We start from the raw sequence: 24,258 nt of genomic DNA, 5'->3' as shown, positions 1-24,258 counted from the left end.
TTTAGAAGTGATAGTTGATAAAGGCACCGGTACGCCACTGCACGTCGCTGCCCGCATCGTCGACGATCGGGCTGTCGCTGGCGTCGCCGGTGAGCTTGGCCACCCCAAGAAGGCCAGTAACCGACCACTGCTCTGTCAGGTAGTAACTCAGCGACGCATTGGCGCCTAGTGCGAAAGCGCCGTCGTCGGGCTCGTAGGCCGCAAGACCTGAGCGCACGCTGTCGCCGGGCGAGACGCCAAACATGGCGTCGGTCCACTTATCGCTGGTATACGCCACTTCAGGGCCGAGCGTCATGACCATGCGTTCGCCAAGGCGCGTGACATGCTGGGCTTTGAAAGCAAGGCGGTAGCCGTCGATATCACCGGTAAAGGGGGTTTCCGCCGAGCCGGTATAGCGCCAGCCCGCGTCGCGGTAGCTGATACGAAGCCCCGCCGTCGCGCCGCCGTCGACCTCGTCGAAGCGGCTCAAATCGCCGCTATCATCGCGGCCGAAGGTGTAGCCGATGAAGGGCGCCACCTTGACGTTGTCCTGATTGATGACGTTCCAGCCGATCCCGTCGCGAACGCTTACGAACAGCGTGTCGTTGTAGGTCGCTTCCACCACCGGTAAGGGATTCCATTCGTAGTCGTCACTGCCCAGGTAGTCCGGGGTATAGATCGCACCGGCCCCCAGCGTGCCCTCCCATTGCGCCCATGCCGTGGAGCACAGCGAAGCGCTTGCGATGGCAAGCGACAGCATCAGCGGGCGGCGATAATCGTTTGAATGCAGCATGTTCCAGATCCTGAGCGGTTCGAAGTCAGAACGAACTCTAGGCCCAAATCCATGATCGAGCAATCGTTTAACGACCAAATGGTCGTTAAGGTATAATCGCTTCCTTTTGCCGCTCACTATGGGGTTCGACCCATGAAGCACTCCGCCAAGACGCCGCTGGCGTCACCACGCAAGCGCACGCGCCTGCCCCCCGACATTCGTCGCCAGTATATTCTGGATGCCGCGCTCGACGCGTTCGCAAAAGTGGGCTTCGAAGGCGCCACGGTCGAGGCCATCGCGCTTAAAGCGGGGCTTACCAAGGCGGGGTTTTACGCCCACTTTGCCAGTAAGGAGGCGCTGTTCGAGGCGCTGCTGGAGGCGATCATGCTGCCCGTGGAGAGCGGCGAGAGCGGCTTTTTGCGCCATGCAGAGAGTCTGGAAGACGCGGTCGATGGCTTTCTGGATATGCTCTACGGCGACGGCTCGTCGACGCGCCGGCTCACCATCGTGCGGCTTTTGATCATCGAAAGCGGCCGTGACCCGCAGCGTATCCGGCAGTGGTACGAGCAGTGCTACCGGCCCTATCTCGAAAAGCGTCAGCAGGCGCTGGCCGACCACCTGAACCGCTACGCCCCGAAGGCCGCCCTGACGCCGGATCAGATCACGCTGGCGTTTTCGCCGTCGGTGCTGGCCCTGTTCTGGCAAATGATCATTGGCGGCGACATCGCCGCCGAGCGCATCGCGGCCATCAAGGCAAGCCACCGCGACGTGATGCTGCGACTTCTTTCAGCGGATTAAGACCCTTTTCAACGGATTGAGATCATGCCACGACTCTTGAACGGATTTGGCCACCTGTTACCTCTCGCCGCGCTGGGGGCGCTTTTGAGTGCCTGCGCGACCACGCCAACGCCGCCCTCGCCGCCGCCACCGGTCGAGCTGCCCGGCGCCTTTCTGGCCTCGACCGGTCAGCAGGTGTTTATCGACGACCGCTGGTGGCAAACGTTTCAGGACGAGGAGCTCAACGCCTTCGTTAGAAACGCCTTGGACGACAACCCGGGCCTCGCCCAGGCCATTGCGCAGGCGCGCATTGCCGAGGCGCAGTCGCGCGGCGACCGGGCGGATCTTTTTCCACAGGTCAGCACCGGGCTCAACAGCTCCCGCCAGCGCCGCCCGGGCGCGCAGGGCGGTGGGGACAGCATCACCAACAGCCATAACGCTACGCTCGACGTAAGCTGGGAAGTCGATCTGTGGGGGCGGCTGTCGTCGCTCTCCGCCGCCGGGCAGGCGGATTATCTTGCCGCCAGCGAGCAGCTGCGCGCCATGCATCAATCGCTGGCCGCCGACGTCGTGTCGCTCTATCTCGGCGTGGTGCAGGCTCGCGCCCAGGTCGAGCTTTCCGAGGATACCGTCGAGGCGCTGGAGGAGTTCGCCCGCCAGGTCGAGAACCGCGCCAACGCCGGGGTCGTCTCGCCCACCGACTTGACGCTCGCCACCGCCAACCTGGCCTCGGCCAGAGCCGGGCTCGAGCAGCGCCGGGAGAACCTGGAGCGTACCACCCGCCAGTTGGAAACGCTGATGGGCCAGTACCCGGCCGGGGCGCTGATCACCAAAAGCGAGCTGCCCGCGCTTTCGCCGCTGCCCTCGGCGGGCGTGCCTGCGGAACTGCTCGAACGCCGCCCGGACGTGCGCAGCGCCGAGTGGGCGCTGCGAGCGGCGGATTACCGGCTGACCGCGGCGGAGCGCTCGTTTCTGCCGTCGATTTCCCTGACCGGCAGCGCCGGCTCCACGGCAAGCGAGCTGTCGGAGCTTTTCAGCAGCGGCTCGCTGCTCTGGACGATCGCCGGTAACCTGGTGCAGCCGGTGTTTCAGGGCGGGCGGCTGCGCGCCCAGGCGGATGTCGCCGGCGGCCAACGCGACGATGCGTTCTACGCCTACGTCGACACCGCCCTCACCGCGCTGTCGGAAGTCGAGACAGCGCTGGCGGTCGATGGCCTGCTCGCCCAGCGCGTGGCCGAAAGCGAGGCCGCGGCCGAGGCCGCCGAAGAGTCGGTGCGCGTCTCCTTCAACCGCTACTTTCAAGGCATCGAGCCCTTTTTGAATGTGCTGGAGAGCTATCAGCGGGCGCTGGATAGCCGCAGCGCCACGATCACCGCGCGCTACGACCGTCTGGAAAACCGTATCGCCCTGCACCTTGCCCTGGGAGGCGGCTTCGATGCCGTCTCGGCGTTAACCCCCTCCGTAACAGGAACCTCTGCGTTATGAATATGAAAACCATCGCCTGGGCGCTGGCGTGCCTGCTACTCAGTGCGTGCGGTAGCGACGACGAGAGCACACCGCCCGCCGACGAGGAGGCGATCCAGCAGGCGCCCGCGGTCAGTGTCCGCGTCGAACCCGCCGAGGTCCTCGCGCTGCAAGGCTGGACCTACAGCCAGGGCACGGCCCGCTCCCTGCGCCGGGAATACCTGACCTTCACCGAGCAAGGCAAGGTGACCTTCGTCGATCAGGACCTGCGGGTGGGCGTGCCGGTGAGCGAGGGTCAGCTGATTGCCCACCAGGCCCCCGGACGTTTGGAGGCGGAACTGGCCTCCGCGCGCGCCTCGCTGGAGGAAGCCGAGGCCAGTCTTTCGCTGGCGCGGGTCACTCAGGATCGTTACCAGACGCTGGTCAATCAGCGCTCCGCCTCCGCCCAGGAGCTGGACGAGGCGCGCGTCGAAGTGCAGCAGGCGCTGGCCACCCGCGACAGCGCCCGGGCCGAGATCGCCCAGGCCGAGGTCATGCTCGAGGAATCACGGCTGGTGTCGCCCATCGACGGCGTGCTGGCGCGCCTCAACATTGAGCAGGGCCGCTATTTCATGCCCAACACCGTGGACTCCTCGACCGAGCAGGGAGCGCTTCAAACGGTGCCGGCGCTGGTCATCGACCCGTCGCGTTTTGAGGTACGGGTGGACCTGCCGTCGTACAACTTCAATCGTGTCGAGGTCGGCGCGCGCGCCGTTATTGGCGGGCGGCCACCGCAGAAGGCCGATAGCCTCGACCCTGAAACGCTCGGCGAGAGCGAGATAGGCGAAATCCATGCGATCAGCCCGTCCGTCGACCCGCAGTCGCGCACCTTCGAGGTCATCATTCGTACTACCAGCGAGCACCCGCGCCTGCAGGACGGCGCCTTCGTGGCGGTGTGGATGGCCGAGCCCGAGAAAACCGAGGCGCTGAGCGTGCCGTTCAATGCGCTGCGCTTCTTAAACGATCAGGCCTTCGTGTTCGTGTACGACGAAACGAGTGGTCGGGTGGAAGAGCGCAGCGTCCAGCTCGGCCAGCAGGCCGGCGAGCGCCGCGAAGTGCTGGAAGGGCTCACTGCCGGCGAGCAGGTGGTCACCGAGGGGCGCACCCGGTTAAACGATGGTGACCGCGTCACGCTCATCGGGGGCCAGTCATGAGTGCGGACGTCACAACAAGGCAAACGCCGCCAGCGCGCCGCGAAACCGACGAGGTACGCAACGCCCACCGGCTGATGCGCTTTTTCTTTCTCAAGCCGATCTTTGGCATTCTGCTCACCATCACGATGCTGCTGGGTGGGCTGTTTGCCTACTCTACGCTGGTCAAGGAGGCCTTGCCCGCCCTCGACATTCCTCAGGCGAGTATCACCACGGTCTGGTCCGGGGCCGACCCGCGCTCGGTGGAAGAGCAGATTACCGACCTGATCGAGGACGAAATCACCACGCTCAGCGGCGTGAACACGGTCAATAGCGCCTCGTTCGATTCGCTGTCGGTCATTTCGGTCGAGTTCGATGCGTCCACCGACACGACGGACGCCATGACGCGGCTGCGTGCCGCCGTGGCCGATGCGGAGTCCGGTTTTCCCTCCGAGGTCGAAAGCCCCAACATCAGCCAGAGTTCGGTGGACGACCGCCCGATCCTGACCCTGGCGCTGCACGGTAGCGCCGGCTCCGCCACGCTCAACCAGACCGCCCGCCAGATTCGCGACGCACTGGAGCGCGTGCAGGGCATCAACGAGGTCAATATCGGTGGCGAGCGCGAGGAGATCGTGCAGATTCTCATCGACCCGCAGCGACTGTTGGCGCTGGGGCTCTCGCCCACCACCATTCGCGACGCCGTGCAGCAGGCCAATATCGAGCAGCCGTTTGGCGAGGTGCGTAGCCAGAACATGGGCGCGGTAGTGCGCCTCGAGGGGCGCTTTTCCGATATCGACGACCTGCGCGCGCTGCCCGTATCGCGCCTGGAAAACAACCAGAGCTCGCGCGCGCTGACCCTGGGCGAAGTCGCTACCGTCAAGCGCATGCAGGAAACCGAGCAGTCGCGGGCGTTTTTCAGCGAGCGCGGCGGCGACTATGAGTCGTCACTCGAGATCTCGATCACCAAAACGCCCGGCGCCGATACGGTGCAAGTGGTGGAGCGCATTCGCCAAGCCCTGGCCGAGCAGCAAGCGGCCAGCACCTGGCCTGCCCAGGTGGACTACTCGGTGCTTCAGGACGACGCCGTGCAGATTTGGGATTCGCTGACCGAAGTCTTTGTCAGCGCCCTGCAGACCATGCTGGTCGTCTTTGCCATTTTGTTCATTACCATCTCCTGGCGCGAGGCGATCGTCTCGGGGCTTGCCGTGCCCGTCACCTTTGCCGGTGTGCTGCTGGTCATCTGGGCATTGGGGTACTCGCTCAACGAACTGGTGATCATCGGCATGGTGATCGCGCTGGTCATGATCATCGATGTCTTCATCATTTTGATGGAGGGCCTGCACGACGAGATTTACCGCAACGGCCATACCTTCGGCCAGGCCGTGCTGGCGACCGTCAAACGCTATGCGATTCCGGTCTTTGCCGCGCAGGTAACCACGCTTCTGGCCATGGCGCCCTTGATGTCGATTGGCGGCACCATGGGCGCGTTTGTCCGCATTTTGCCGGCGACGATCATCATCTGCCTGGTGCTCTCTTTCGTCGTGGCGATGCTTTGTGCGGTGCCGCTCTCGCGGGTGCTCTTAGGCAAGCAGCGCCGGGCCGAAGGCGAGGAAAAGCCCGGCTTGGCGGATCGGGTGACCCAGCGCTCGGTCGACGGCGTGGAGCGCTTTAACGGCCGCTATATCGTGGCGAGCCGCGGCCGCGCCTGGCTTTGGGTGTTGGGCGCGGTCGTACTGTTCGTGATCTCGCTGTTCGCGTTTACCCAAACGCGCCTCGAGCTCTTTCCGCCAGCGGACGGCGAGCGCCTCGGGATCAATATCGAGCTTCCCCCCACCGCGCCGCTGGAGACCTCCCAACAGGTTGCCGACCAGGTCGGCGAGATCCTGCGCGACAAGCCTTATTTTGCGAGCATCAGCAAGCTGGTGGGGCTCAAAAGTCCGTTCGCCGGCAGCGGCTCGCTACAGCCAAGCGATGCCGAGAACTTTATCGGCTTCTCGGCGATGTTCACCTCGCGCGATGCCCGCGATGAGGACTCCTACGTGATCGCGGAGTCGCTGCGCGAGGAGCTGTCCGCGTATCTTGCGCAAAACGTCGCCGGTGCCGACCTTCTGGTGGTGCCGGAAAGCAGCGGGCCTTCGCCCGGGGATCCCATCGAGATTCAGCTATTGGGCGGCAACATGGACACCCTGAAGGAGCTGTCGCAGCAGGTGCAGCAAGTGCTTGCCTCGACCCCGAACGTGGTGGACGTGCGCGACAACCTGGGCGCTCCGCTGCCTCAGCTCGCGCTGCGGCCCAATCGTGACGCCTTGAGCTTTTTCGGCATGTCCTACGACGAGCTCGCCTCCCAGATACGCATCGCCTATAGCTCCGATATCATTGGCAACTTCGCAAGCTCAGGTGACACCGACGATCTCGATATTCGCTTGGGCATGGAGTGGCCAAGCCAGCCCGGCGAAGCCGGCGGGCCGAACACGGTCGAGGAGTTCTCGCGGGTGCGCGCTTACCTGCCGGACGGCGGCTCCATCACCATGTTCCAGCTGTTGAGCCCGACACAGTCGGAAGGCGCGATGGCCATTTCCCACGTCGATGGCGAGCGCGCGCTGACCGTGCTGGCCAAGAACCAGGGGCGCACGGTCACCGAGATCATGAACGAGATTTCACCGCGCCTTGACGAACTGCAGCAGGACTGGCCCGCCGGCTATCGCATCGCGGTAGGCGGCGAATCCGCCGAAACGGCCGATACGCTAGGCTCGGTAGGCATCGCCATGCTGGTCGCCATCGTGCTGGTGGTCGGCGTGCTGGTCATCGTGTTCAGCAGCTTCCGCCAGGCGCTGATCATTTTCGCCACCATGCCGCTGGCGATCATCGGCACGGCGCTGGGTTTCTGGGCATTCGGGATCGCGTTTTCGTTTTTCGCCATGATCGGGCTGGTATCGCTGATCGGGATCGCGATCAATAACGGCATCATCATGGTGGACACCATGAACGGCTTCTTGAAGGAGGGCATGAGTGTTGGCGAGGCGGCCTCCGCCGGCGCAGCACGGCGGCTACGCCCGCTCTTGACCACCGCCGTGACCACCATTGTCGGACTGGTGCCGCTGGCCATCAGCAGCGAAAGCTACCGGCCGCTGACGCTGGTGATCATCTTCGGGCTGATCTCGGCCACCTTGCTGGCGCTGTTCGTCGTGCCCGCTCTCTACTATCTGCTGACCCCGGCCGATGCCAGCGAGCCCGAGATGCTGGATTAAACGCCGGCAAGAGGCCGTAAGGGTAACGCCCCCGCCGTTTGACGACGGCGGGGGCAACTCATTACGCTAGCCGCATTTCCCTATCTTTTATCCCCTACCCCGAGCCGCGCTCCTTCAAAGCGCTTTTCGAGGCTCGAACGCCAGGCACCCACCATGCAGCTAACCCGGTTCACCGACTACTCGATTCGCGTGTTGATCTATCTGGCCGTCAAGGGTGAGGCGCGCGCGACGATCGGTGAAATCGCCGAGGCCTTCGACATCTCGCGAAATCACCTGATGAAGGTAGTTCACGAACTGGCCCAGAAAGGCTACGTCACCGCGATTCGCGGTAAAAACGGCGGCCTGTTGCTGGCCCAGGACCCGGCCACCATTGGGCTTGGCGCGCTTGTTCGCGACACCGAGCAGGACATGGGGCTGGTCGAGTGCTTTCAACAGGGCAACGGCTGTACGATCACCCCGGCGTGCCGGCTTAGGCCGATTCTGGGCGAGGCGCTCGCCGCCTTTCTCGCCGTGCTCGACCGCTACACCTTGGCCGATGTGCTGGACGGCCACGTACCGGAGCTCGCCGGGCTCTTACGCATCCCCGCCACCCACGTTTGAACCCACACTTTCACTAATGCGCCCTCTTTTGATCTGGATCAAGAGACGGCGGGCGTCTTGCGTTGAGCTTTTTTGGCACGCCTTATAAGATATATTTTAAATACATCTTATAAGGAGCACGCCATGTTGAGCCACGAGCAGGAAGCGCTGATCGAAGCCACCGCCCCCGTCGTTGCCGAACATCTCAACGCCATCACCAGCCGGTTCTACCCGCTGATGTTCGAGCGCTATCCCGAGGTCAAGGTGCTATTCAACGAGGTGCACCAGCAAAACGGCAGCCAGCCGCGGGCGCTGGCCGTCGCGGTGCTCGCCTACGTTCAGCTTCGAGGCAACCCGGCCAAGGCGCGGGCCGCGCTGGATATCGTGGTTAGCAAGCACGTCTCGCTGAACATTTTGCCCGAGCACTACCCGATCGTCGGCGAGTGCCTGATGGCAGCGATCGGCGAAGTGCTGGGAGACGCGCTGACCCCGGAGATCGCCGATGCCTGGGGCGCGCTCTACGGCGAGCTGGCCGCACTGCTGATCGACCTGGAAGATCAGCGCTACCGCGAGTTCGAAAGCCGCCCCGGCGGCTGGCGCGGTGCGCGGCGCTTCAAAATCGCCCGCACCCATCAGGAGAGTTCGGTCATCCGGTCGTTCGTTTTCGAGCCCGAGGATGGCGGCCCCGTGGCTGCTCATGAGCCCGGCCAGTACATTGGCGTGCGCGTGATGATCGACGGCGAGCCGGTTTATCGCCATTACAGCCTGTCCGACCTGCCCAACGGCCGTAGCTACCGGATCTCCATCAAACGTGAGGAGCAGGGCCGCGTCAGCCGCCACTTCCACGACGTGTTAGAGGTGGGCGACACGCTGGAGCTTTTGCCGCCGGCCGGCGACCTGACGCTCGTCGAAGGAAACGAGCCGCTGCTGCTGGCCAGCGGCGGCGTCGGCCAGACGCCGCTCCTCCCCATCGCCCGCCAGGCGCTGAGCCAGGGCCGCCGGGTGGTGTATCTGCACGCCGCGATCGACCGCGACCACCACGCGTTTAGCGATGACGTCAAAGCGCTCAAGCGCGACTACCCGGAGCAGCTGACGGTGGTCAACGTGCACGAACACGGTGAAGGGGTTGAGCACATCGGCCGAATCGATCATGACCTGCTGGCCCGCTACCTGCCGGGGCCCAAGGCGCGCTGCTACTTCGTCGGCCCGCAAGGCTTCATGGCCGCCGTGGACACCGCGCTGGCGGGGCTGGGCATTGATGATAGCCACCGCCACTTCGAGCACTTCGGCCCGGCCAGGCCGCTGGTGGCCGCCTAGGGCGGGCGGGTAATCAGCCTTTATCCATAAAGGGAGGCAACATGGCAAGGATCGCATTGAAACGCGCGTTCGACGCGCCGGCGAAAGAGGATGGCTACCGCGTGCTGGTGGACGGCCTCTGGCCACGCGGCGTCAAAAAGGAGCACGCCCACATCGACGAATGGCCCAAGGAGATCGCCCCCAGCCGTGAGCTGCGCGAGGCGTTTCACGACGGCTCGCTCGGTTGGGGGGAGTTTCGAAAGCGCTACCTCAACGAGCTGACCGAGCATCGGGAAACGCTCAGGCCGCTGGCCCAACGCGCAAAAGGGGAAACGGTGACGCTGGTGTTCGCCTCGAAAGAGACGCGCACCAACAACGCCGTGGTGGTTCGCCAGTACCTGAACATGCTGGGCTAGCGGCGAATCAGTCCGCGTCGGTGATATCGGTGATCCAGGTCAGCGCCGCGACGGCGGCGGGAAAGCCGATGGTCGGCACCGCCAGCATCGCCACCTGCTTGAGTTCCTCGGCGCTGATGCCCTCCTCGAGCCCACGGCGCACGTGGGAGTGCACCGCGCCTTCGGAGCGGTTATCGATGGCCAGCGCCAGCTTGACCAGCCGGCGCTGGCGGGCCTCCAAAGGCCCCGCTTCCGAACACGCCTTGCCGAGTGCGGCGTAGGCGCTCCACACCTCGGGGTATTCGCCGGCCACGTCACCGGCACCGGAGGGAAGTTTCTCGGACGTCATGGCGCGCATCCTTTCAATGGGGGTGTGCGCTCAGTATAGAAGTCCGCCCAGGCGATGCCAGCCCCTGCATCAAGCGTCCTTGCTGCTACCGCTGCTCCAGCGGATCACTTTGCCCATGGTCAGCCCCTGCACCACGATCGAGAACACCACCACGCAGTAGGTGAGCGTCAGCACCAGGTTTCTCAGATCGCCTTCGGGTAGCGACAGCGCCATGGCCACCGAGATGCCGCCGCGCAGCCCGCCCCAGGTGAGAATCCGGATAGTCCCCGGCGACTGCTCTCTGACCCGCTTGAGTAAGCCCATGATCAAGGAGACGCAGAACCCGCGCGCGCCGACCACGACAGGAATCATCAGTGCGCCGGCCAAAAGCCAGGCGCGCTCGATGGGCAGAATCAAAAGCTCCAGGCCAATCAAAAAGAACAGCACCACGTTGAGAATCTCGTCGATGAGCTCCCAGAAGGTATCGACGTTTTCGCGGGTTTTGTCCGACATCGCGAACTGCCGCCCGTGGTTGCCCACGAACAGCCCCGCGATCACGACGGCAATGGGCGCGGACAGGTGCAGCGCATCCGCCAGGGCGTAAAGCCCCATGGCGATGGCCAGGGTCATCAGCACCTCGACCTGATAGTTATCGACGCGCTTGAGCATCTGGTGAGTGGTATAGCCCACGGCGCACGCCAGCAGCAGCGCCCCGCCGACCTCCTTGAGCAGCAGCAGGCCGACGGCCGCCGCGTCGATGGAGGCGCCTAAGTTCGAGCCGTGCTCAGCCCCGTCGAGCCCCGCGAGCTGTAGCAGCACCATGAACACCACCACGCCCAGGCCGTCGTTGAACAGCGACTCTCCGCTGATCTGGCTTTCGAGCTGCTGCGAGACACCGACGGATTTCATGATCGCGACTACCGCGATGGGGTCGGTTGGCGAGATCAGCGCGCCGAACAGCAGCGCGTGCATGAAGGGAATACCGAGCCCCATCCAGCCGAGTATCCACCAGGCAAGCGTTCCCACGATGAACGTGGACATCAAGGTGCCCACGACCGCGAGCAGTCCGATCGGCAGCCACTCCCGGCCCAGGTGGTCGAACTTGACGTGAATAGCGGCGGCGAACAGCAAAAACGCGAGCAGCCCGTGCAGCACCACCTGGTCGAAGTCGATGCGCGCCACCAGGGCGGTGGCCTCATCGCGCAGGCCGTCGTTATAAGGGCTGATCAGAATCAGCGCGAGCGAGCCAAGTAGCGCGACCAGCATGACGCCAATCGTCGTCGGCAGCTTGATATAGCGATAGTTGAAGTAGCTCGACACGGCGGCGAGCGTGATCAGAATGCTCACCAGAGAAAACAGGCTCATCGGGGCTCCAGGGGATTTAAAACGGTGACGATCCCATAAAATGACGCCCGGCTGGGCGTCATTTTCAGGAGCACTAATATAACCTTAAAAAGCGAGGCCCGCCCCCCACCGCAAGCAAACGCTTACGATGAGGGCGGGCTATCGATACCGCCACGATGGGCTCAAGCCCACCTTTCACAAAGACGTTACGAGCGATGTGCCCACTTGTAGGGGTCCAAACGGCCTTCGTACATTGGCAGTTCGAGCACCGGATCATCGCCTCGGAATTGAGACCACATACGGTTCAAGCCCGCTGTTCCGAAGGTTCGCACTCGGTCGACCTCGTCTAGATTGAGCACATCGGTCAACGTTCCCGCCGTGGCGCCGGGCATACGTGCTCGAATACGGCCTTCCGGATCCACGACCAGGCTTTGCCCTTCACCGGAAGGCGTCGCCGCATTGACGCTCACCATGTAAACCTGGTTGAAGATGGCGTTGGCCTGCACGAGGATCTGTTCCTGAGCCCGGTCGCAGGTGGTCGTGGCGACCTGGTTGATGATGACATCGGCCCCCTGCCATGCAAGCTGGCGTACCGTTTCGGGAAACCAGATATCGTAACAGATGGCCAGCCCCACACGGCCGATGCCCGGCACGTCGAACACCTCCAGGCGATCCCCGGGCCGGTAGGGCTCGTAAGGGCGCCAGGGAAAGCACTTGCGATAGGCGGCAACGCGCTCGCCTTCGGGCGAGTAGACCGGCGCCGTGTTGTAGAGGTAACCGTCGCTGCCGCACTCACACACCGTGCCGGGCAACAGCCAGATACCCAGATGGCGCGCGATGCGAGACAGATGCCGATCGCGGGGGCCATCGATCGGCTCCGCCGCGGCTTCCAGCTGCCTCTTGCGCTGCTCGGGCGTGCCCGAGGCGCTGCATAGGTGCATTTCGGGATAAACGACCATTCTGGGCTGTTCGAAGTCCGCGCCGAAATCGCTGAGCTGCGCGGCGATTTCGGCTTCGAACGCCTGTAGCTCGGCGTCACTGTCGTGCAGGCGAGCGACCTCCTGCATCATCAGTATCGGCAAGTATCGGGCCATGGGGTGCCTCCTTAGCGAGCGTTTGATGTCTCGGTGTGTGACAAGTCATCCGAATCATCGAAGTCTACCTCGGGAGGCGGCTGTCGAAAGCCTCGGGTCAGATAGATCAACTGAACCAACCCGATGGCCAACCAGATGGCGCCCAACACGAAGGCATTGCTGTCCAGCTGGCTCATCAGCCACAGGTTGACCCCGGCACCCACCAGAGGGATCAGCATGCCCTTGACGACACCGTAGCGGCGCTTGGCGTCAGCGTCCCGGTTCACCATGAAGATCACCGACAGATTGACCATGATGAAGGCGATGAACGCGCCGAAATTGATGAAGGAAGCGGCCGAGAGTACGTCGAGAAACAGCGCAACGACACCGATGGCGCCCGTCAGCGCGATATTGAACACCGGCGTACGAAAGTGGGCATGGAGCGCACCGAACAGTCGCCGAGGCAAAACGGCATCGCGGCCCATGGCATACAAAAGCCGCGAAGCGCTGGCCTGAGCGGCAAGGCCCGAGGTGAACTGGGCCACGACCAGCCCGGCCAAAAACGCGGCCCCGAACAGATCTGCCCCGATCATCGTGGCGATCTCGAAAGCAGCGGAATCGGCATTGATGAACTCACTACCGGGGTGCACGAGCTGGGTGGTATAGCCCACCAGCACGTAGATACCGCCGCCGATCAGCGCCGTTAGCATGATGGCGAGTGGAATGTTGCGCTTGGGCTCGATGGTCTCCTCGGTGAGCGTCGTGACGGCATCGAAGCCTAAAAAGGAGTAGGCCGCCACGGCAGCGCCGGCGGCGATCGCCGTAAAGCCGGCGTTGTCGCCCACAAAAGGCCCCATACTGAACAGCGAACTCGTACCGCCGGAAGAGACGACGTGGCGCACCGACAGCAGCACGAAGAAGACGATCACCAATATTTGAAAGACCATCAACAGCGAGTTCACCCTGGACGCCATTTTGATCCCGTAAACGTTCAGGCTCGTGGTGATTCCAATGAAGCCCAGCAAAAAGAGCCAGCTGGGGATCTCGGGAAAGCGCGCATTGAGATAGGCCGCACCGATCAGCCAGATCACCATGGGCAAAAAGAAATAATCCAGCAGTACGCTCCAGCCCACCATGAAACCGACGCGGGAATCGATGGCCTTGCGTGTATAGGTATAGGCCGACCCGGATATTGGATAGGCGCGCGCCATGATGCCGTAACTGTAGGCAGTGAACAGCATGGCAACGGTGGTGATTAAATAAGCGGTGGGCACCGCCCCTTGGCTGGTACTGGCAATGACACCGAACGTACCCAGCACGATCAAGGGTGTCATGTAAGCAAGCCCAAATAGCACCACCGCCTTGAGCGATAACGTTCTTTCCAGCTTGATATTATTATCTATCATGATGTGTCTCCTAAAGGCATCGTTCACCGCACCGGCGCGTCTTGCGACCGGTCGTCACGACGTTGTTGCCAGGTCATCCGCTTTGGCTTGCCTGACTTGGTATCATTAGGGCTTGGCACGCAATGGCCGTCTGCCTGGCTCCCCTGCCAGATGAAACGGCCTCGTACCGCACCCGATAAAGAAGGTAGGGACAGCGCACCGCCACGTATATAACCCCAGGGTGGTATGGGAACAGAGGCATGGAAACAGTGATGGGGAGCGAGTGACGCAGAGCAAACGCGACAAGCAACTGGCCGATACGATCATGGCGCTGTCCGCCCCGGATTTTCCGAGCCACTTTTCTGGCTGGGTCAAGCAGCTGGTGGCGTTCGATAACCTGATCATCATCGCCTACCAGGGAGAGCGGCGCCCCGAGGTGCTGTACCGGGAGTGCGTCGATCCGGTGGTCTATCAACAGATGGACAGTCACTATCTGGAAGGCGCTTACCTGCTGGATCCGTTCTACCGTGAGCATCTCAAAGGCGGCGTACAGGGTATTCGCCGCCTGGCCGACGTGGCGCCGGATCGTTTCTGGCGCACGCATTATTACGAGCACTACTACCGTCAAACGACGCTACTCGATGAAATTGCGATTTTCGCGCAGCTTGAAAATGGCGTGACGCTAAACGCCTGCTTTGGAAAGGATCGCTCGAGCAATCAGCCGTTTAGCCAGGCAGAACTAACCGCTCTCGGCCGCCACGAACTCACTCTGGCCGGGCTTCTCAGCCGCCATTGGCAGCACTATCGACCGGAAAGCGCCCAAAACGCCCGCCCCTTGCCGCTCGAAAAACGCCTGCGAGAAGCGCTTGACCGGCAGCGCGGCATCCAACTGAGCCCTCGCCAAGCGGAAGTGGCACTTTTCATCCTGCGCGGCCACTCTTCACTTTCCATCAGCCTGCATCTCGATGTCAGCCTGCAAACGGTCAAGGTGTTTCGCCGTCAGCTCTATGCCAAGTGCCGCATTTCCTCCCAGGCAGAGCTGTTCGCGCTGTTAATGCCGTTCTTCGCTCAGCTGACGTCATCGATTTCAACGCAATAAAAAAGCCCGCCCTCGCGACAGGCGAGTGCCTGTCGCGAGGGCGGGCTCAGTTAAAACGCTCGTGGCTTAGCCCAGCGTCTCCAGCGAGGCCTCGATAATGGAGAGCCCCTCTTCCAGCACCTCACTCGATACCGTCAGCGGCACCAAAATGCGGATGCTGTTGCCGTAGAAACCGCAGGAGAGCAGGATCAGACCCTGCTCACGCGCCTTGGCGCAGAGCGTGGCGGTGGCGGCCGGGTCGGGCTTGCCGTCGGCGCCCACCAGCTCGAACGCGGCCATCGCGCCGAGCTGGCGGCCGTGGGCCACGTGCTCGAAGCGCGCTTCCCACACCGCAAAGCGCTCGGCGAGCATGCGGCCCATCTGCTCGCTGCGCGCGAGGATGTTCTCTTCCTCGATCGTCTCGATCACCGCCAGCGCCGCCGCGCAGGCCAAGGGGTTTCCGCTGTAGGTACCGCCGAGCGAATTGGGACCAGAGGCGTCCATGACGTCCGCCGAGCCCACGACCGCAGAGAGCGGCATGCCGTTGGCTAGGCTCTTGGCGGTGGTCAGAAGGTCCGCCTCGACACCGCTATGTTCGAGTGCAAACAGTTTGCCGGTACGCGCAAAGCCGGACTGCACTTCGTCGGCGATCAACAAAATGCCGTGCTCGTCGCACAGCGCGCGAAGCGCTTGCAGGTACTCAGGGGAGGCGATGTAGAAACCACCTTCGCCCTGCACCGGCTCGATCACGATAGCCGCGGTGCGGTGCGGTGCAATATCGGTCTTGAACAGCGTGCGAAGCGCTTCCAGGGAGGCCTCTTCGCTGATGCCGTGGATCGGGTTCGGGAACGGCGCGCGGAAGACATCGCCCGGCATCGGGCCGAAGTCGTTCTTGTAGGGCAGCACCTTGCCGGTCATGGCCAGCGTCATCATGGTGCGCCCGTGAAAGGCGCCGTCAAAGGTGATGATGCCGGTGCGGCCGGTGGCGGCGCGAGCGATCTTCACCGCGTTTTCCAGCGCCTCGGCGCCGGTGTTGACCAGCATCGCCTTGCGCTCAGGGCCGCGTACCGGGGTCAGCTCGCAAAGCTTCTGGCACAGCTGTACGTAGGGCGCGTAGGAGATCACCGCGGCGCTGGTGTGCATCACCTTCTTGAGCTGCGCTTCCACTGCGGCGACGATTTTCGGGTGGCGGTGGCCCAGGTTCAGCACGCCGATGCCGCCAGCGAAGTCGATCCAGCGCTGGCCGTCGGCGTCCCAGATTTCCGCGTTTTCGGCGCGCTCGGCGAACTGAGCGGTCGGGGTCGCGGCGCCCTTGGCGACAAAACGGTTTTTCAGCTCGTTCAACTCGTGGTTCGTCATTTCAACTCCTCTTATAGACCGCCGACACAGACGTATTTCAGTTCGGTAAATTCATCGAGCCCGTGGTGCGAGCCTTCACGCCCCAGCCCCGACTCTTTCACGCCGCCAAAGGGCGCAAGCTCGGTGGAAATGAGGCCTTCGTTGACGCCGACCATGCCGTATTCGAGCGCCTCGGTGACGTGCCAGACGCGGCGGTAATCGGTGGCGTAGAAGTAGGCAGCCAAGCCAAACGGCGTGTCGTTGGCCATCTGAATCGCCTCTTCATCGCGCTTAAAGCGGAATACCGGCGCGACCGGGCCGAAGGTCTCCTCAAACGCCACGGCCATCTCGGTGGTCACGTCCGCCAGCACCGTGGGCGTGTAGAAACGCTCGCCGGCGTCACTGACGCTTCCGCCGCATACCACGCGGGCACCTTTTTGCTGGGCGTCGCTGACGTGGCGCTGCACCTTGTCGACCGCCGCCTGGTTGATCAGCGGGCCGATGGTGCTTCCCTCCTTCAGGCCGTCACCGACCTTCAGCTCCTGAACGCGCGCGGCGAGCTTTTCGACGAAGGCATCGTAGACGCCGTCCTGGACCAGAAAGCGGTTGGTGCACACACAGGTCTGGCCGGCGTTGCGGAATTTCGAGGCGATTGCGCCGTCGACCGCAGCGTCGAGATCCGCGTCATCGAAGACGATGAACGGCGCGTTGCCACCCAGCTCCATGGCGGTTTTCTTCACCGTGCTGGCACACTGGGCAAGCAAACGCTTGCCGACCGGCGTGGAGCCGGTGAACGACACCTTGCGCACGCGGGAATCGGTGGTCAGTACTTCGCCTACCTCGGCGGGTTTGGAGGCAGTGACCACGTTGATGGTGCCTTCCGGCAGGCCCGCCTCGCGGCCGAGATACGCCGCCGCCAGTGCCGTCAGCGGCGTGGCTTCGGCGGGCTTGATCACCACGGTGCAGCCGGAGGCCAGCGCCGGGGCGCACTTGCGGGTAATCATCGCCAGCGGGAAGTTCCAGGGCGTGATGGCGGCCACCACGCCGACCGGCTCGCGCAGCACCATCAGGCGCTTGTCGGCACCGTGGCTGGGCAGGGTTTCGCCGGCCATGCGCTTGGCTTCCTCGGCGAAGAACTCGATGAACGAGGCGCCGTAACCCACTTCGCCTTTCGCCTCGGCCAGCGGCTTGCCCTGTTCCAGGGTCATCAGCCGGGCCAGGTCGTCGGTGTGTTCGATGATCAGCTCGAACCAGCGACGCAGGATTTTCGCGCGCTCCTTGACCGGGGTTGTGCGCCAGGCGGGGCCGGCCTCATACGCTGCCGCGACGGCCTCTTCGGTGTCGCTACCGCCAAGCTCGGCGACATGGGCGATGGTCTCACCGGTGGCCGGGTTGTCGACGGCGAACGTCGTTTGACCCTTGCGCCACTGCCCGCCGATGAGCGCCGGTACGCTGTCGTTCAGCCATTGATCGATAAAGCTCATAAAGTGCTCCTGAATGAATGAAACGTTACAAGTCGTCCAGCATGTGGCGGTCGCTGTAGGCGCGCCCATAGGTGCGCAGCGAATAGACGTAAAGAACCAGTCCTATCAGCGACCAGCCAGCGAAAATGATCCACTCGGCGCCGGTGAGCGCGGCGGGGCTGCCCGGCAGGTAGAGAAACGCCATGCCGAGCGACATCAGCACCGCCGCCACGCCGCAGGGCATGCCAAAGCTCACGCGAAACGGGCGCGGCATGTCCGGCTCGCGCACGCGCAGCACGATGAAGGAGACCGCGACGAACAAGTAAGCGATGACGATGCCCAGGCCACCGGCGTCGACGATCCACACCAGCGCCGGGCGGCCGAAAAACGGCGCGATGCAGGAGAGAAAGCCCATCAGAAACACGGCGTTGGTCGGCGTCTTGTAGCGCGGGTGCAGCTTGGCAAAGGTTTGCGGCAGCATGCCGGCGGAGGCCAACGCGTAGATCGCCCGCGAGCCGCCGATATAAAAGGCGTTCCAGCTGGTGATGATGCCCGCGATACCGGCCAGCACCATCAGGTTGCTCGCCCAGTCAGCGTTGAACAGCACGCCCATGGCTTCTGGCACGGTCAAACTCGCCGCTTCAAGTGCAGCGCTATCGAGCATCAGGCTGGTGCCTAGAATGATCAGCGAGTACCAGGCTACCGCCAGGATGACCGAGAGCATCAGCACCTTGCCGATCGCCTTGTAGGGCAGGTTGATCTCTTCGGCGGCCTGAGGAATGACGTCGAAGCCGACGAACAGAAACGGCACCATGACCAGCACGGCCATCATGCCCGCGGCCATGCCCGCCTCGCCGGAGGCGAAAAGCGGCGTCATGTTCGCGGTGTTACCCTCGAACAAGGCCCCTGTGATGAACATCACGCCCACCACCAGAATCAGCCCGGTGACGACTTTCTGCAAAAGTGCAGCGGTAGTCACGCCGAAGTAGTTGACCATCATCATGATCAGCGAGCCGCCCACGCCGACCGCCACCCAGGTCGCCTTCACTTCCCAACCGGCAATGGTCCAAAGATGCCCTACCGCGTAATTGGGCGCGATATACTCGACCACCGTCGGCAGCGCCACGGCTTCGAACGCCACCACGCTCAAATAGCCCAGAATGATCGCCCAGGTACATAGAAACGAGGCGCCGTGGCCCAGTGCCCGGTAGCTGTAAACGTGTTCGCCGCCGACTTTCGGCATCGCCGAGGCGAGCTCGGCATAGGTTAGCCCCACCAGCAGAATCGCAATGCCGCCCACGATGAAAGCCAGAATGGCGCCGAGACTACCGGCGGATTGAATGGCGGTGCCGGTCAGTACGATCCAGCCCCACCCGATCATGGCCCCGAAGGCCAGCGCCAGCACGTCCCCACGTGCCAACACGCGAACAAGCTTTGCCTGTTCAGGAGTCGATGTCGTCATGATGGTATCTTCCCAAGAGTGATTGGTTGTTGTGTAAGCGTGGCGCATTGTTATGGCAGGGCGCTCGCCCCTTCGGCGATAGAGCGCTCTTTAGTACACGCTAGCAGGCAAAACCACCCAAGCGAATGGACCATTGTGTGGTTTGACTAGACCACTTTTAGCGAACGTATGGTAACGTTCTGATTTATGAGTGAGATAACGCGCTGGATAAAAGCGTTGAAGGAACGTCAATGAGCGTAAGCGAGATGCTCGAACAGTTTTCCGAGCTCTATCAGGCCCAGCCCGGGCGGCTCAACAAGCAGGTGCGTATCGAGCAGGCGCTGCGTTTGGCCATTACCCAGCGCTGGAGCCAGGGCAGCCGCTTGCCCTCGCACCGAGCGCTGGCTGAGGCCGCCGGCTGCGCGCGCCAAACCATGGCCCAAGCGATGGAGACGCTGCGCGGCGAAGCGTTATTGAAGACCGCCCACGGCCAGGGCACCTGGGTGCGCAAGCCGCCATCGGCGCCGGCCTTAAACCCGCTGTCCGCGCCGCTCTCCCGACGCGCCCGCCAGGTGCTCGGCGCGCCGGGGTCGAGCCGCATTCAAAGCGGCGCCTTCATGCCCGGCATTCCCGACATCGCCCGCTTTCCCATGCGCCGCTGGCGCCAGCTCTATACCAGCGTCACGGTGGCGCAAAACGCGCTGCTGCTCTCCTACTCCACCGGCGGGTATGGGCCGCTCAAACGCGCCATTCGCGATTTTCTCGCGCGCTGGCGCAACATCGACTGCGACGTGGACCAGATCATCATCACCGACGGCACCCACAACGGCATCGAGCTTTGCGCCATGGCGCTGACCGACGTGGGCGACACCGTCGCGATGGAGTCACCCTGCTACTGGGGCGCGCGCAATATTTTCACCGCCGCCGGGCTTACCGTCGACATGCGCGCCTGGCACCCAAACGACGGCTATCGTTTACAGCCGCCGGGCGAGCCGGTGGCGCTGGCGTACCTGACCGGCTCGCACCACTACCCGCTGAGCATGCCCGCCAGCGCCCGGCACAAGCGCGCGTTTTGCCAAGCGCTTAAGCCCGCCTACGTGGTGGAGGACGACTACGAGTTCACCAAAGATGATCACACCGAGCTTCTGTTCGAACCCGGCTCGTCGCGCCATTTGCTGGTAGGCTCGTTTTCCAAGATGATGTTTCCCGGCCTGCGCTTGGGCTATCTGGTGGTGCCGCATCACTTGGCAGAGCCAATGAACCGGCTGAGAAGCGAGCTTTTTCGCGAAGGCCGCATGCTCGACCAGGCGGTGCTCGCCCAGTTCATGTTCGACGGCGATTTGGACAGCTGGTGCCGGCGCATTCAGCGCGACTACCTGGGCCGCCAACAGGTGCTGCACGACCAGCTTAAGCGGCTACCGCGGGTCAAGCGCGTTTCACCGCCAAGCAGCACCATCAGCCTGTGCGTAGAGTTCGAGCCTGGGGTGGACGACGTAGCCATCGCCCAGGCGCTTTTGAAAGAGCACCTCATCGTGCGCCCGCTTAGCCCGGTGTGTGCGCCACAAGATGACCGCTCGGGGCTGGTGATGGGGGTGGGCATGCTCTCCGGCGATACGCTGAGCCGCGAAGTGCAGCGCCTGCGCCACCACCTGGCCGCGCTGCTGCGCCAGGCCAACGCGCCAGAGAAACGATAACACCAGGGATCGAACAGGAGACGCCATGCGTCATTTACGCGGATCGACCGCTGCTTACGCACGCCACCTTTGGGCGCTGTGTGCGCTGCTTACGCTGTCAGGCTGTGCGGCGTTCGCCCCAAGCCCCCCGCAGGATCAAAGCAACGTATGCGAGATTTTCCGCGAGCAGCCAAGCTGGTACGACTACGCCCGCGACTCGGAAAATCAGTGGGGCACGCCAATCGCCACGCAAATGTCCTTCATTCAGCAGGAGTCCTCGTTTCGAAGCCACGTGCGCCCGGACCGCAAGTACTATCTCGGCTTCATTCCCGGCCCCCGACCCTCGTCGGCCAAAGGCTACGCCCAGGCCCAGGACCCGGTGTGGGGCGAGTACCGCGATCAGGCGGGCAGCCTCTTTGCCCGGCGTACCCACATGAAGCATGCCACCGATTTCATCGGCTGGTACAACGCGCGCACTCGCGCGCAGACCGGCATCTCGCTGCAAAACCCGGAGCATCTTTACTACGCCTACCACGAAGGCGCCGGCGGCTATCAGCGCGGCACCTATCGCAACAAACCCCACGTGCTGCGCGCCGGGCGCCAGGTCGCGAGCCGCGCGGGGCGCTATCAATCCCAGCTCAACGCCTGCGAGGCGGAGTTTCAGTGCCGCAAGTTCTACCAGGTATGGCCTTTTTGCCGCTAAGGAGTCTGCATGGCCGTTTTGATCGGCGCCCTCTTCGTCGGCGTGGTCTTTTTTACCTCGCTGCTGTCCGGCATCTTCGGCATGGCCGGCGGGCTGGTACTGCTCTGGTTTTTGCTACTGATCTTTCCCGCGGCCTCCGCCATGGCGGTGCACGGGGTGATTCAGCTCACCGCCAACGCCTCGCGCGCGTGGCTTTCCCGGCGCTTCATTAGCTGGCGAGTAGTGGCGCTGATGGCCGGCGGCGTGGCCGGCGCGGCGGGGCTGCTGCTTTTATTCGACTACAGCCCCGACGCCGCCACGGTGTCGATTTTAATCGGGCTTTTACCGGTTCTGGTCTGGCTACCCAAGCGCTGGTTCGCGCTCAACGCCAACCGCGCAAGCCACGCGCTCGCGTGCGGGCTGGCCTCCGGCGGGCTCACCATCGCCGCCGGCGTTTCCGGGCCCTTGATCGACATTTTCTTCGTGCGCTCGAACATGGACCGCCGCCAGGTGGTCGCCACCAAGGCGATGATTCAGGTCGTCGCGCACAGCATCAAGATTCTGTTTTACCTCGGCTCGGCGCTCGCCCTCGGCGCCGGCGACTGGGCCATGGTGGCGCTGGCCGCCCCCTTTGCGCTTTTAGGCACCCAAACCGGCACACGCATTCTGCACCGCTTGACTGACGCCAACTTCCGCGCCTGGACGCGCTGGATCGTGACCGCCATCGGCGCGTTCTATTTAATTCAGGGCATCTATCTGCTGACGGCTTGAAGCGGCGCATGACGCGCCCGCCCCGTGATTGACACGGCGGCGGGTGCACGCTATCTTCGCGAACAAATACAAATGAGAAACATTTTTAATTAAACAAACCTCTCTTAGGAGATCCCGCATGAAACGGTGGAGTGTACCCAAGGATCAGCGCCAGCTTCGCCAGAGCGTTTTGTTTCTGCGCACTTCTTTTGAAGCGATGCAGCACTCGATCGCCCCGCGCCTGGAGGACCCGCTGCCCTGCTGGCTCGATACCGGCACGCTTTCGATGCTCGCCGGTGAGCTTGCCCGCGTGAGCGAAGAGGCCACCTCCGTTTTGCCTTTTGATGCTCACGCGAAACTCTGCCTTGCCTCCAACCAGTGCGAGCTGCTGCTCAAACAGTGCCCCGGCGTCTTGAGCAGCGCGTTTTGTCATCGCCAGCTCGGCGCCATCGTCCTCACCCTTAACGCGGCGCTTTTGAGCGCGGCGGCGCCGGCGCCTAAAAAGCGCTGGTTCTGGTCGTCTTGATTCCACGCTAGCGGCCACTGGTAAGATACGCCTTCTTCGCCCGGCGCCCGAGTCGATCGGCCGCCTTACACGACACCCGCGAAAAGGCCCCTCATGACGCCCGCTCCCACTCCTGATACGCCAACCCGCTGGTACCGCACGGTGCCGGATCCCATGGTCCTGATCTTCATGATTCTGGTCGCGACCTACCTGCTGACCTTCATCATTCCCGCCGGGGAGTTCGAACGCGTAACCGAGGCCGGGCGTACCCTGGTGGTGCCGGAATCGTTTCGCTATTTGGAGGATGTCGCCGCGATCGCCCCTTTCGATATCTTCGTGGCGATTCCTCAAGGGCTGATCAACGCCTCGCAGTACCTGTTCATCGTGTTCATCGCCGGCGGGCTCTTTCATATCCTGCAAAAGACCGGGGCGCTGGAAAACGCTATCGGCGTGGCGGTGAACAAGGTCGGCGTTCAACGGCGCAACCTGATCATTACCGTGGGCACCTTCATCTACGGCTTTTTCGGCGTCGCCGTGGGCTATGAAAACAATATTGCCCTGGTGCCGATTGCAGTGCTGATCGCCAGCGCCATCGGCTGTTCGAGCCTGGTCGGCACCACCATGGCGGTAGGCGGTATCGGCGTAGGGTTTGCGCTGTCACCGATCAACCCCTATACCGTGGGCGTGGCTCAGGGCATCGCCGAGCTTCCCACCTTTTCCGGCGCCTGGCTTCGCACGCTTTTGCTGCTGTGCTCGCTCAGCCTATTGGCACTCTACATCTGCAAACGCGTGGTGCCCATGCCGTTCAAGGAGTCGCCGGACGCCGCGGGCATGAGCCGCCCCTTGAACGAGTACACGCTGAGCCAGCGTAACCTGGCGACGCTTGCGGCTTTCGTCGGCGGGCTTGCGGTCATGCTTTACGGCGTGTTCACCCGCGGCTGGTACATCAATGAAATCGCCGCCATGTTTTTGTTAATGGCGATCGTGATCGGTGCGCTGAACGGGCTCTCGCCCAACGGCATCGTTGCGCGCTTGATCGAAGGCGCCTCGAGCGTCACCGCTGGGGCGATGGTCATTGGCCTCGCGGCGTCGATTCAGGTCATCCTCAACGAGGCGTCGATCATCGACACCATCGTCTATGGGCTGAGCGGGCTTTTGAGCGGCGTACCCGCCGCACTCACGGCCATCCTTGCAAGCGTCCTCCAGGGCGTGATCAACCTGTTCGTGCCCTCGGGCTCCGGCCAGGCGCTGGTGACCATGCCGATTCTGATTCCGCTGGCGGATCTGGTCGGCATCAGCCGCCAGCTCATGATCACCGCCTTTCAGGTCGGCGACGGGCTGACCAACCTAATCATTCCCACCTCCGGCGGAATGCTGGCGATGATCGCGCTGGGGCGTGTTAGCTACGAGCAGTGGCTCAAGGCCATCCTCCCCTTCATGGCGATGGTCTATCTTTTAAGCTTCGCGGGGTTGGTGCTGGGCCACGTTGTAGGCTATTGAGTGATGTCGGCGGGCCGAT

21 protein-coding genes are annotated in these 24,258 nt (G+C 63.2%); 13 read left to right on the top strand and 8 right to left on the bottom strand.

The genetic code is table 11. From position 1 onward, the window contains the following. Position 1: 1 nt before the first annotated feature. Positions 2-772 (bottom strand): MipA/OmpV family protein, encoded by a 771-nt coding sequence (locus MQW23_RS01400; RefSeq protein ID WP_252106032.1) that lies wholly within the window; start codon positions 770-772, stop codon positions 2-4. A gap of 132 nt (positions 773-904) precedes the next feature. On the opposite strand from MQW23_RS01400, the gene MQW23_RS01395 reads away from it, so the two are divergent. From MQW23_RS01395 to MQW23_RS01365, 7 genes are all read left to right on the top strand, one after another. Then, positions 905-1,549 carry a TetR/AcrR family transcriptional regulator gene (locus MQW23_RS01395; RefSeq protein ID WP_252106031.1) on the top strand — a complete coding sequence of 215 codons (645 nt, stop codon included), beginning with the start codon at positions 905-907 and terminating at the stop codon, positions 1,547-1,549. Between the two features lie 24 nt (positions 1,550-1,573). Beyond that, the gene (locus tag MQW23_RS01390) at positions 1,574-3,013 is read left to right on the top strand and encodes an efflux transporter outer membrane subunit (RefSeq protein WP_252106030.1); all 1,440 of its coding nucleotides are present in this window, start codon (positions 1,574-1,576) and stop codon (positions 3,011-3,013) included. Next, positions 3,010-4,185, top strand: a complete 1,176-nt coding sequence (locus tag MQW23_RS01385) for an efflux RND transporter periplasmic adaptor subunit (RefSeq protein WP_252106029.1) — start codon at positions 3,010-3,012, stop codon at positions 4,183-4,185. Before MQW23_RS01390 ends, MQW23_RS01385 begins: the two co-directional genes overlap by 4 nt. Then, positions 4,182-7,409: an efflux RND transporter permease subunit gene (locus tag MQW23_RS01380; protein WP_252106028.1), complete on the top strand. Its 3,228-nt coding sequence runs from the start codon at positions 4,182-4,184 to the stop codon at positions 7,407-7,409. The genes MQW23_RS01385 and MQW23_RS01380 overlap by 4 nt, the downstream gene beginning before the upstream one ends. Before the next feature lie 153 nt (positions 7,410-7,562). Next, the gene (locus MQW23_RS01375; protein WP_252106027.1) at positions 7,563-8,009 is read left to right on the top strand and encodes an Rrf2 family transcriptional regulator; all 447 of its coding nucleotides are present in this window, start codon (positions 7,563-7,565) and stop codon (positions 8,007-8,009) included. A 123-nt stretch (positions 8,010-8,132) separates the two neighbouring features. Then, on the top strand, positions 8,133-9,305 hold the full coding sequence (gene hmpA, locus MQW23_RS01370; protein ID WP_252106026.1) for an NO-inducible flavohemoprotein: 1,173 nt from the start codon (positions 8,133-8,135) through the stop codon (positions 9,303-9,305). Between the two features lie 41 nt (positions 9,306-9,346). Beyond that, positions 9,347-9,700, top strand: coding sequence for a DUF488 domain-containing protein (locus tag MQW23_RS01365; protein ID WP_252106025.1), 354 nt, complete (start codon positions 9,347-9,349; stop codon positions 9,698-9,700). A 7-nt stretch (positions 9,701-9,707) separates the two neighbouring features. On the opposite strand, the gene MQW23_RS01360 is transcribed toward MQW23_RS01365, so the two are convergent. From MQW23_RS01360 to MQW23_RS01345, 4 genes are all read right to left on the bottom strand, one after another. Continuing rightward, positions 9,708-10,028: a carboxymuconolactone decarboxylase family protein gene (locus MQW23_RS01360; RefSeq protein WP_252106024.1), complete on the bottom strand. Its 321-nt coding sequence runs from the start codon at positions 10,026-10,028 to the stop codon at positions 9,708-9,710. 69 nt (positions 10,029-10,097) lie between these two features. After that, the gene (locus MQW23_RS01355) at positions 10,098-11,372 is read right to left on the bottom strand and encodes a cation:proton antiporter (RefSeq protein ID WP_252106023.1); all 1,275 of its coding nucleotides are present in this window, start codon (positions 11,370-11,372) and stop codon (positions 10,098-10,100) included. 185 nt (positions 11,373-11,557) lie between these two features. Then, positions 11,558-12,445, bottom strand: a complete 888-nt coding sequence (locus MQW23_RS01350; RefSeq protein WP_252106022.1) for a carbon-nitrogen hydrolase family protein — start codon at positions 12,443-12,445, stop codon at positions 11,558-11,560. Between the two features lie 11 nt (positions 12,446-12,456). Then, positions 12,457-13,830, bottom strand: a complete 1,374-nt coding sequence (locus MQW23_RS01345) for an APC family permease (protein ID WP_252106021.1) — start codon at positions 13,828-13,830, stop codon at positions 12,457-12,459. A gap of 262 nt (positions 13,831-14,092) precedes the next feature. Between MQW23_RS01345 and MQW23_RS01340 the strand changes: the two genes are divergently transcribed. Next, a complete protein-coding gene (locus tag MQW23_RS01340) occupies positions 14,093-14,908 on the top strand; it encodes a helix-turn-helix transcriptional regulator (protein ID WP_252106020.1) in 816 nt (271 codons plus the stop codon). Between the two features lie 66 nt (positions 14,909-14,974). Here MQW23_RS01340 and gabT read toward each other — a convergent pair whose 3' ends face one another. Genes gabT through MQW23_RS01325 form a run of 3 tightly spaced genes read right to left on the bottom strand, consistent with a single transcriptional unit; the run spans position 14,975 to position 19,150 of the window. Then, positions 14,975-16,246 carry a 4-aminobutyrate--2-oxoglutarate transaminase gene (gabT, locus tag MQW23_RS01335; RefSeq protein ID WP_252106019.1) on the bottom strand — a complete coding sequence of 424 codons (1,272 nt, stop codon included), beginning with the start codon at positions 16,244-16,246 and terminating at the stop codon, positions 14,975-14,977. Between the two features lie 11 nt (positions 16,247-16,257). Continuing rightward, positions 16,258-17,709 (bottom strand): NAD-dependent succinate-semialdehyde dehydrogenase, encoded by a 1,452-nt coding sequence (locus MQW23_RS01330; protein ID WP_252106018.1) that lies wholly within the window; start codon positions 17,707-17,709, stop codon positions 16,258-16,260. 25 nt (positions 17,710-17,734) lie between these two features. Continuing rightward, entirely contained in the window at positions 17,735-19,150 is a 1,416-nt protein-coding gene (locus MQW23_RS01325) for an APC family permease (protein WP_252106017.1), read from the bottom strand. Between the two features lie 230 nt (positions 19,151-19,380). On the opposite strand from MQW23_RS01325, the gene MQW23_RS01320 reads away from it, so the two are divergent. The 5 genes from MQW23_RS01320 to MQW23_RS01300 all read left to right on the top strand — a co-directional run bounded on the left by MQW23_RS01320 (position 19,381) and on the right by MQW23_RS01300 (position 24,239). After that, positions 19,381-20,823, top strand: a complete 1,443-nt coding sequence (locus MQW23_RS01320) for an aminotransferase-like domain-containing protein (protein ID WP_252106016.1) — start codon at positions 19,381-19,383, stop codon at positions 20,821-20,823. Positions 20,824-20,848: 25 nt separating this feature from the next. Next, positions 20,849-21,505: a transglycosylase SLT domain-containing protein gene (locus tag MQW23_RS01315; RefSeq protein ID WP_252106015.1), complete on the top strand. Its 657-nt coding sequence runs from the start codon at positions 20,849-20,851 to the stop codon at positions 21,503-21,505. Between the two features lie 9 nt (positions 21,506-21,514). Further along, positions 21,515-22,255, top strand: coding sequence for a sulfite exporter TauE/SafE family protein (locus MQW23_RS01310; RefSeq protein WP_252106014.1), 741 nt, complete (start codon positions 21,515-21,517; stop codon positions 22,253-22,255). Between the two features lie 118 nt (positions 22,256-22,373). After that, entirely contained in the window at positions 22,374-22,760 is a 387-nt protein-coding gene (locus tag MQW23_RS01305) for a hypothetical protein (RefSeq protein ID WP_252106013.1), read from the top strand. Between the two features lie 93 nt (positions 22,761-22,853). Continuing rightward, on the top strand, positions 22,854-24,239 hold the full coding sequence (locus MQW23_RS01300) for a YfcC family protein (protein WP_252106012.1): 1,386 nt from the start codon (positions 22,854-22,856) through the stop codon (positions 24,237-24,239). The last annotated feature ends 19 nt before the right edge of the window (positions 24,240-24,258 follow it).

This window comes from Halomonas sp. S3-1-1 (genome assembly GCF_023757625.1).
In the GTDB taxonomy this organism is placed as follows: domain Bacteria; phylum Pseudomonadota; class Gammaproteobacteria; order Pseudomonadales; family Halomonadaceae; genus Vreelandella.
This window is presented reverse-complemented; position numbering and strand designations above follow the sequence as displayed.

What these genes read in the sequence shown, in the direction of transcription:
- gabT (WP_252106019.1), bottom strand. Translation starts at nt 16,246, where the DNA reads ATGACGAACCACGAGTTGAACGAGCTGAAAAACCGTTTTGTCGCCAAG.
- MQW23_RS01345 (WP_252106021.1), bottom strand. Translation starts at nt 13,830, where the DNA reads ATGATAGATAATAATATCAAGCTGGAAAGAACGTTATCGCTCAAGGCG.
- MQW23_RS01310 (WP_252106014.1), top strand. Translation starts at nt 21,515, where the DNA reads ATGGCCGTTTTGATCGGCGCCCTCTTCGTCGGCGTGGTCTTTTTTACC.
- MQW23_RS01380 (WP_252106028.1), top strand. Translation starts at nt 4,182, where the DNA reads ATGAGTGCGGACGTCACAACAAGGCAAACGCCGCCAGCGCGCCGCGAA.
- MQW23_RS01315 (WP_252106015.1), top strand. Translation starts at nt 20,849, where the DNA reads ATGCGTCATTTACGCGGATCGACCGCTGCTTACGCACGCCACCTTTGG.
- MQW23_RS01350 (WP_252106022.1), bottom strand. Translation starts at nt 12,445, where the DNA reads ATGGCCCGATACTTGCCGATACTGATGATGCAGGAGGTCGCTCGCCTG.
- MQW23_RS01400 (WP_252106032.1), bottom strand. Translation starts at nt 772, where the DNA reads ATGCTGCATTCAAACGATTATCGCCGCCCGCTGATGCTGTCGCTTGCC.
- MQW23_RS01390 (WP_252106030.1), top strand. Translation starts at nt 1,574, where the DNA reads ATGCCACGACTCTTGAACGGATTTGGCCACCTGTTACCTCTCGCCGCG.
- MQW23_RS01325 (WP_252106017.1), bottom strand. Translation starts at nt 19,150, where the DNA reads ATGACGACATCGACTCCTGAACAGGCAAAGCTTGTTCGCGTGTTGGCA.
- MQW23_RS01355 (WP_252106023.1), bottom strand. Translation starts at nt 11,372, where the DNA reads ATGAGCCTGTTTTCTCTGGTGAGCATTCTGATCACGCTCGCCGCCGTG.
- MQW23_RS01330 (WP_252106018.1), bottom strand. Translation starts at nt 17,709, where the DNA reads ATGAGCTTTATCGATCAATGGCTGAACGACAGCGTACCGGCGCTCATC.
- MQW23_RS01365 (WP_252106025.1), top strand. Translation starts at nt 9,347, where the DNA reads ATGGCAAGGATCGCATTGAAACGCGCGTTCGACGCGCCGGCGAAAGAG.
- MQW23_RS01305 (WP_252106013.1), top strand. Translation starts at nt 22,374, where the DNA reads ATGAAACGGTGGAGTGTACCCAAGGATCAGCGCCAGCTTCGCCAGAGC.
- MQW23_RS01375 (WP_252106027.1), top strand. Translation starts at nt 7,563, where the DNA reads ATGCAGCTAACCCGGTTCACCGACTACTCGATTCGCGTGTTGATCTAT.
- MQW23_RS01300 (WP_252106012.1), top strand. Translation starts at nt 22,854, where the DNA reads ATGACGCCCGCTCCCACTCCTGATACGCCAACCCGCTGGTACCGCACG.
- MQW23_RS01320 (WP_252106016.1), top strand. Translation starts at nt 19,381, where the DNA reads ATGAGCGTAAGCGAGATGCTCGAACAGTTTTCCGAGCTCTATCAGGCC.
- MQW23_RS01395 (WP_252106031.1), top strand. Translation starts at nt 905, where the DNA reads ATGAAGCACTCCGCCAAGACGCCGCTGGCGTCACCACGCAAGCGCACG.
- MQW23_RS01360 (WP_252106024.1), bottom strand. Translation starts at nt 10,028, where the DNA reads ATGACGTCCGAGAAACTTCCCTCCGGTGCCGGTGACGTGGCCGGCGAA.
- MQW23_RS01385 (WP_252106029.1), top strand. Translation starts at nt 3,010, where the DNA reads ATGAATATGAAAACCATCGCCTGGGCGCTGGCGTGCCTGCTACTCAGT.
- hmpA (WP_252106026.1), top strand. Translation starts at nt 8,133, where the DNA reads ATGTTGAGCCACGAGCAGGAAGCGCTGATCGAAGCCACCGCCCCCGTC.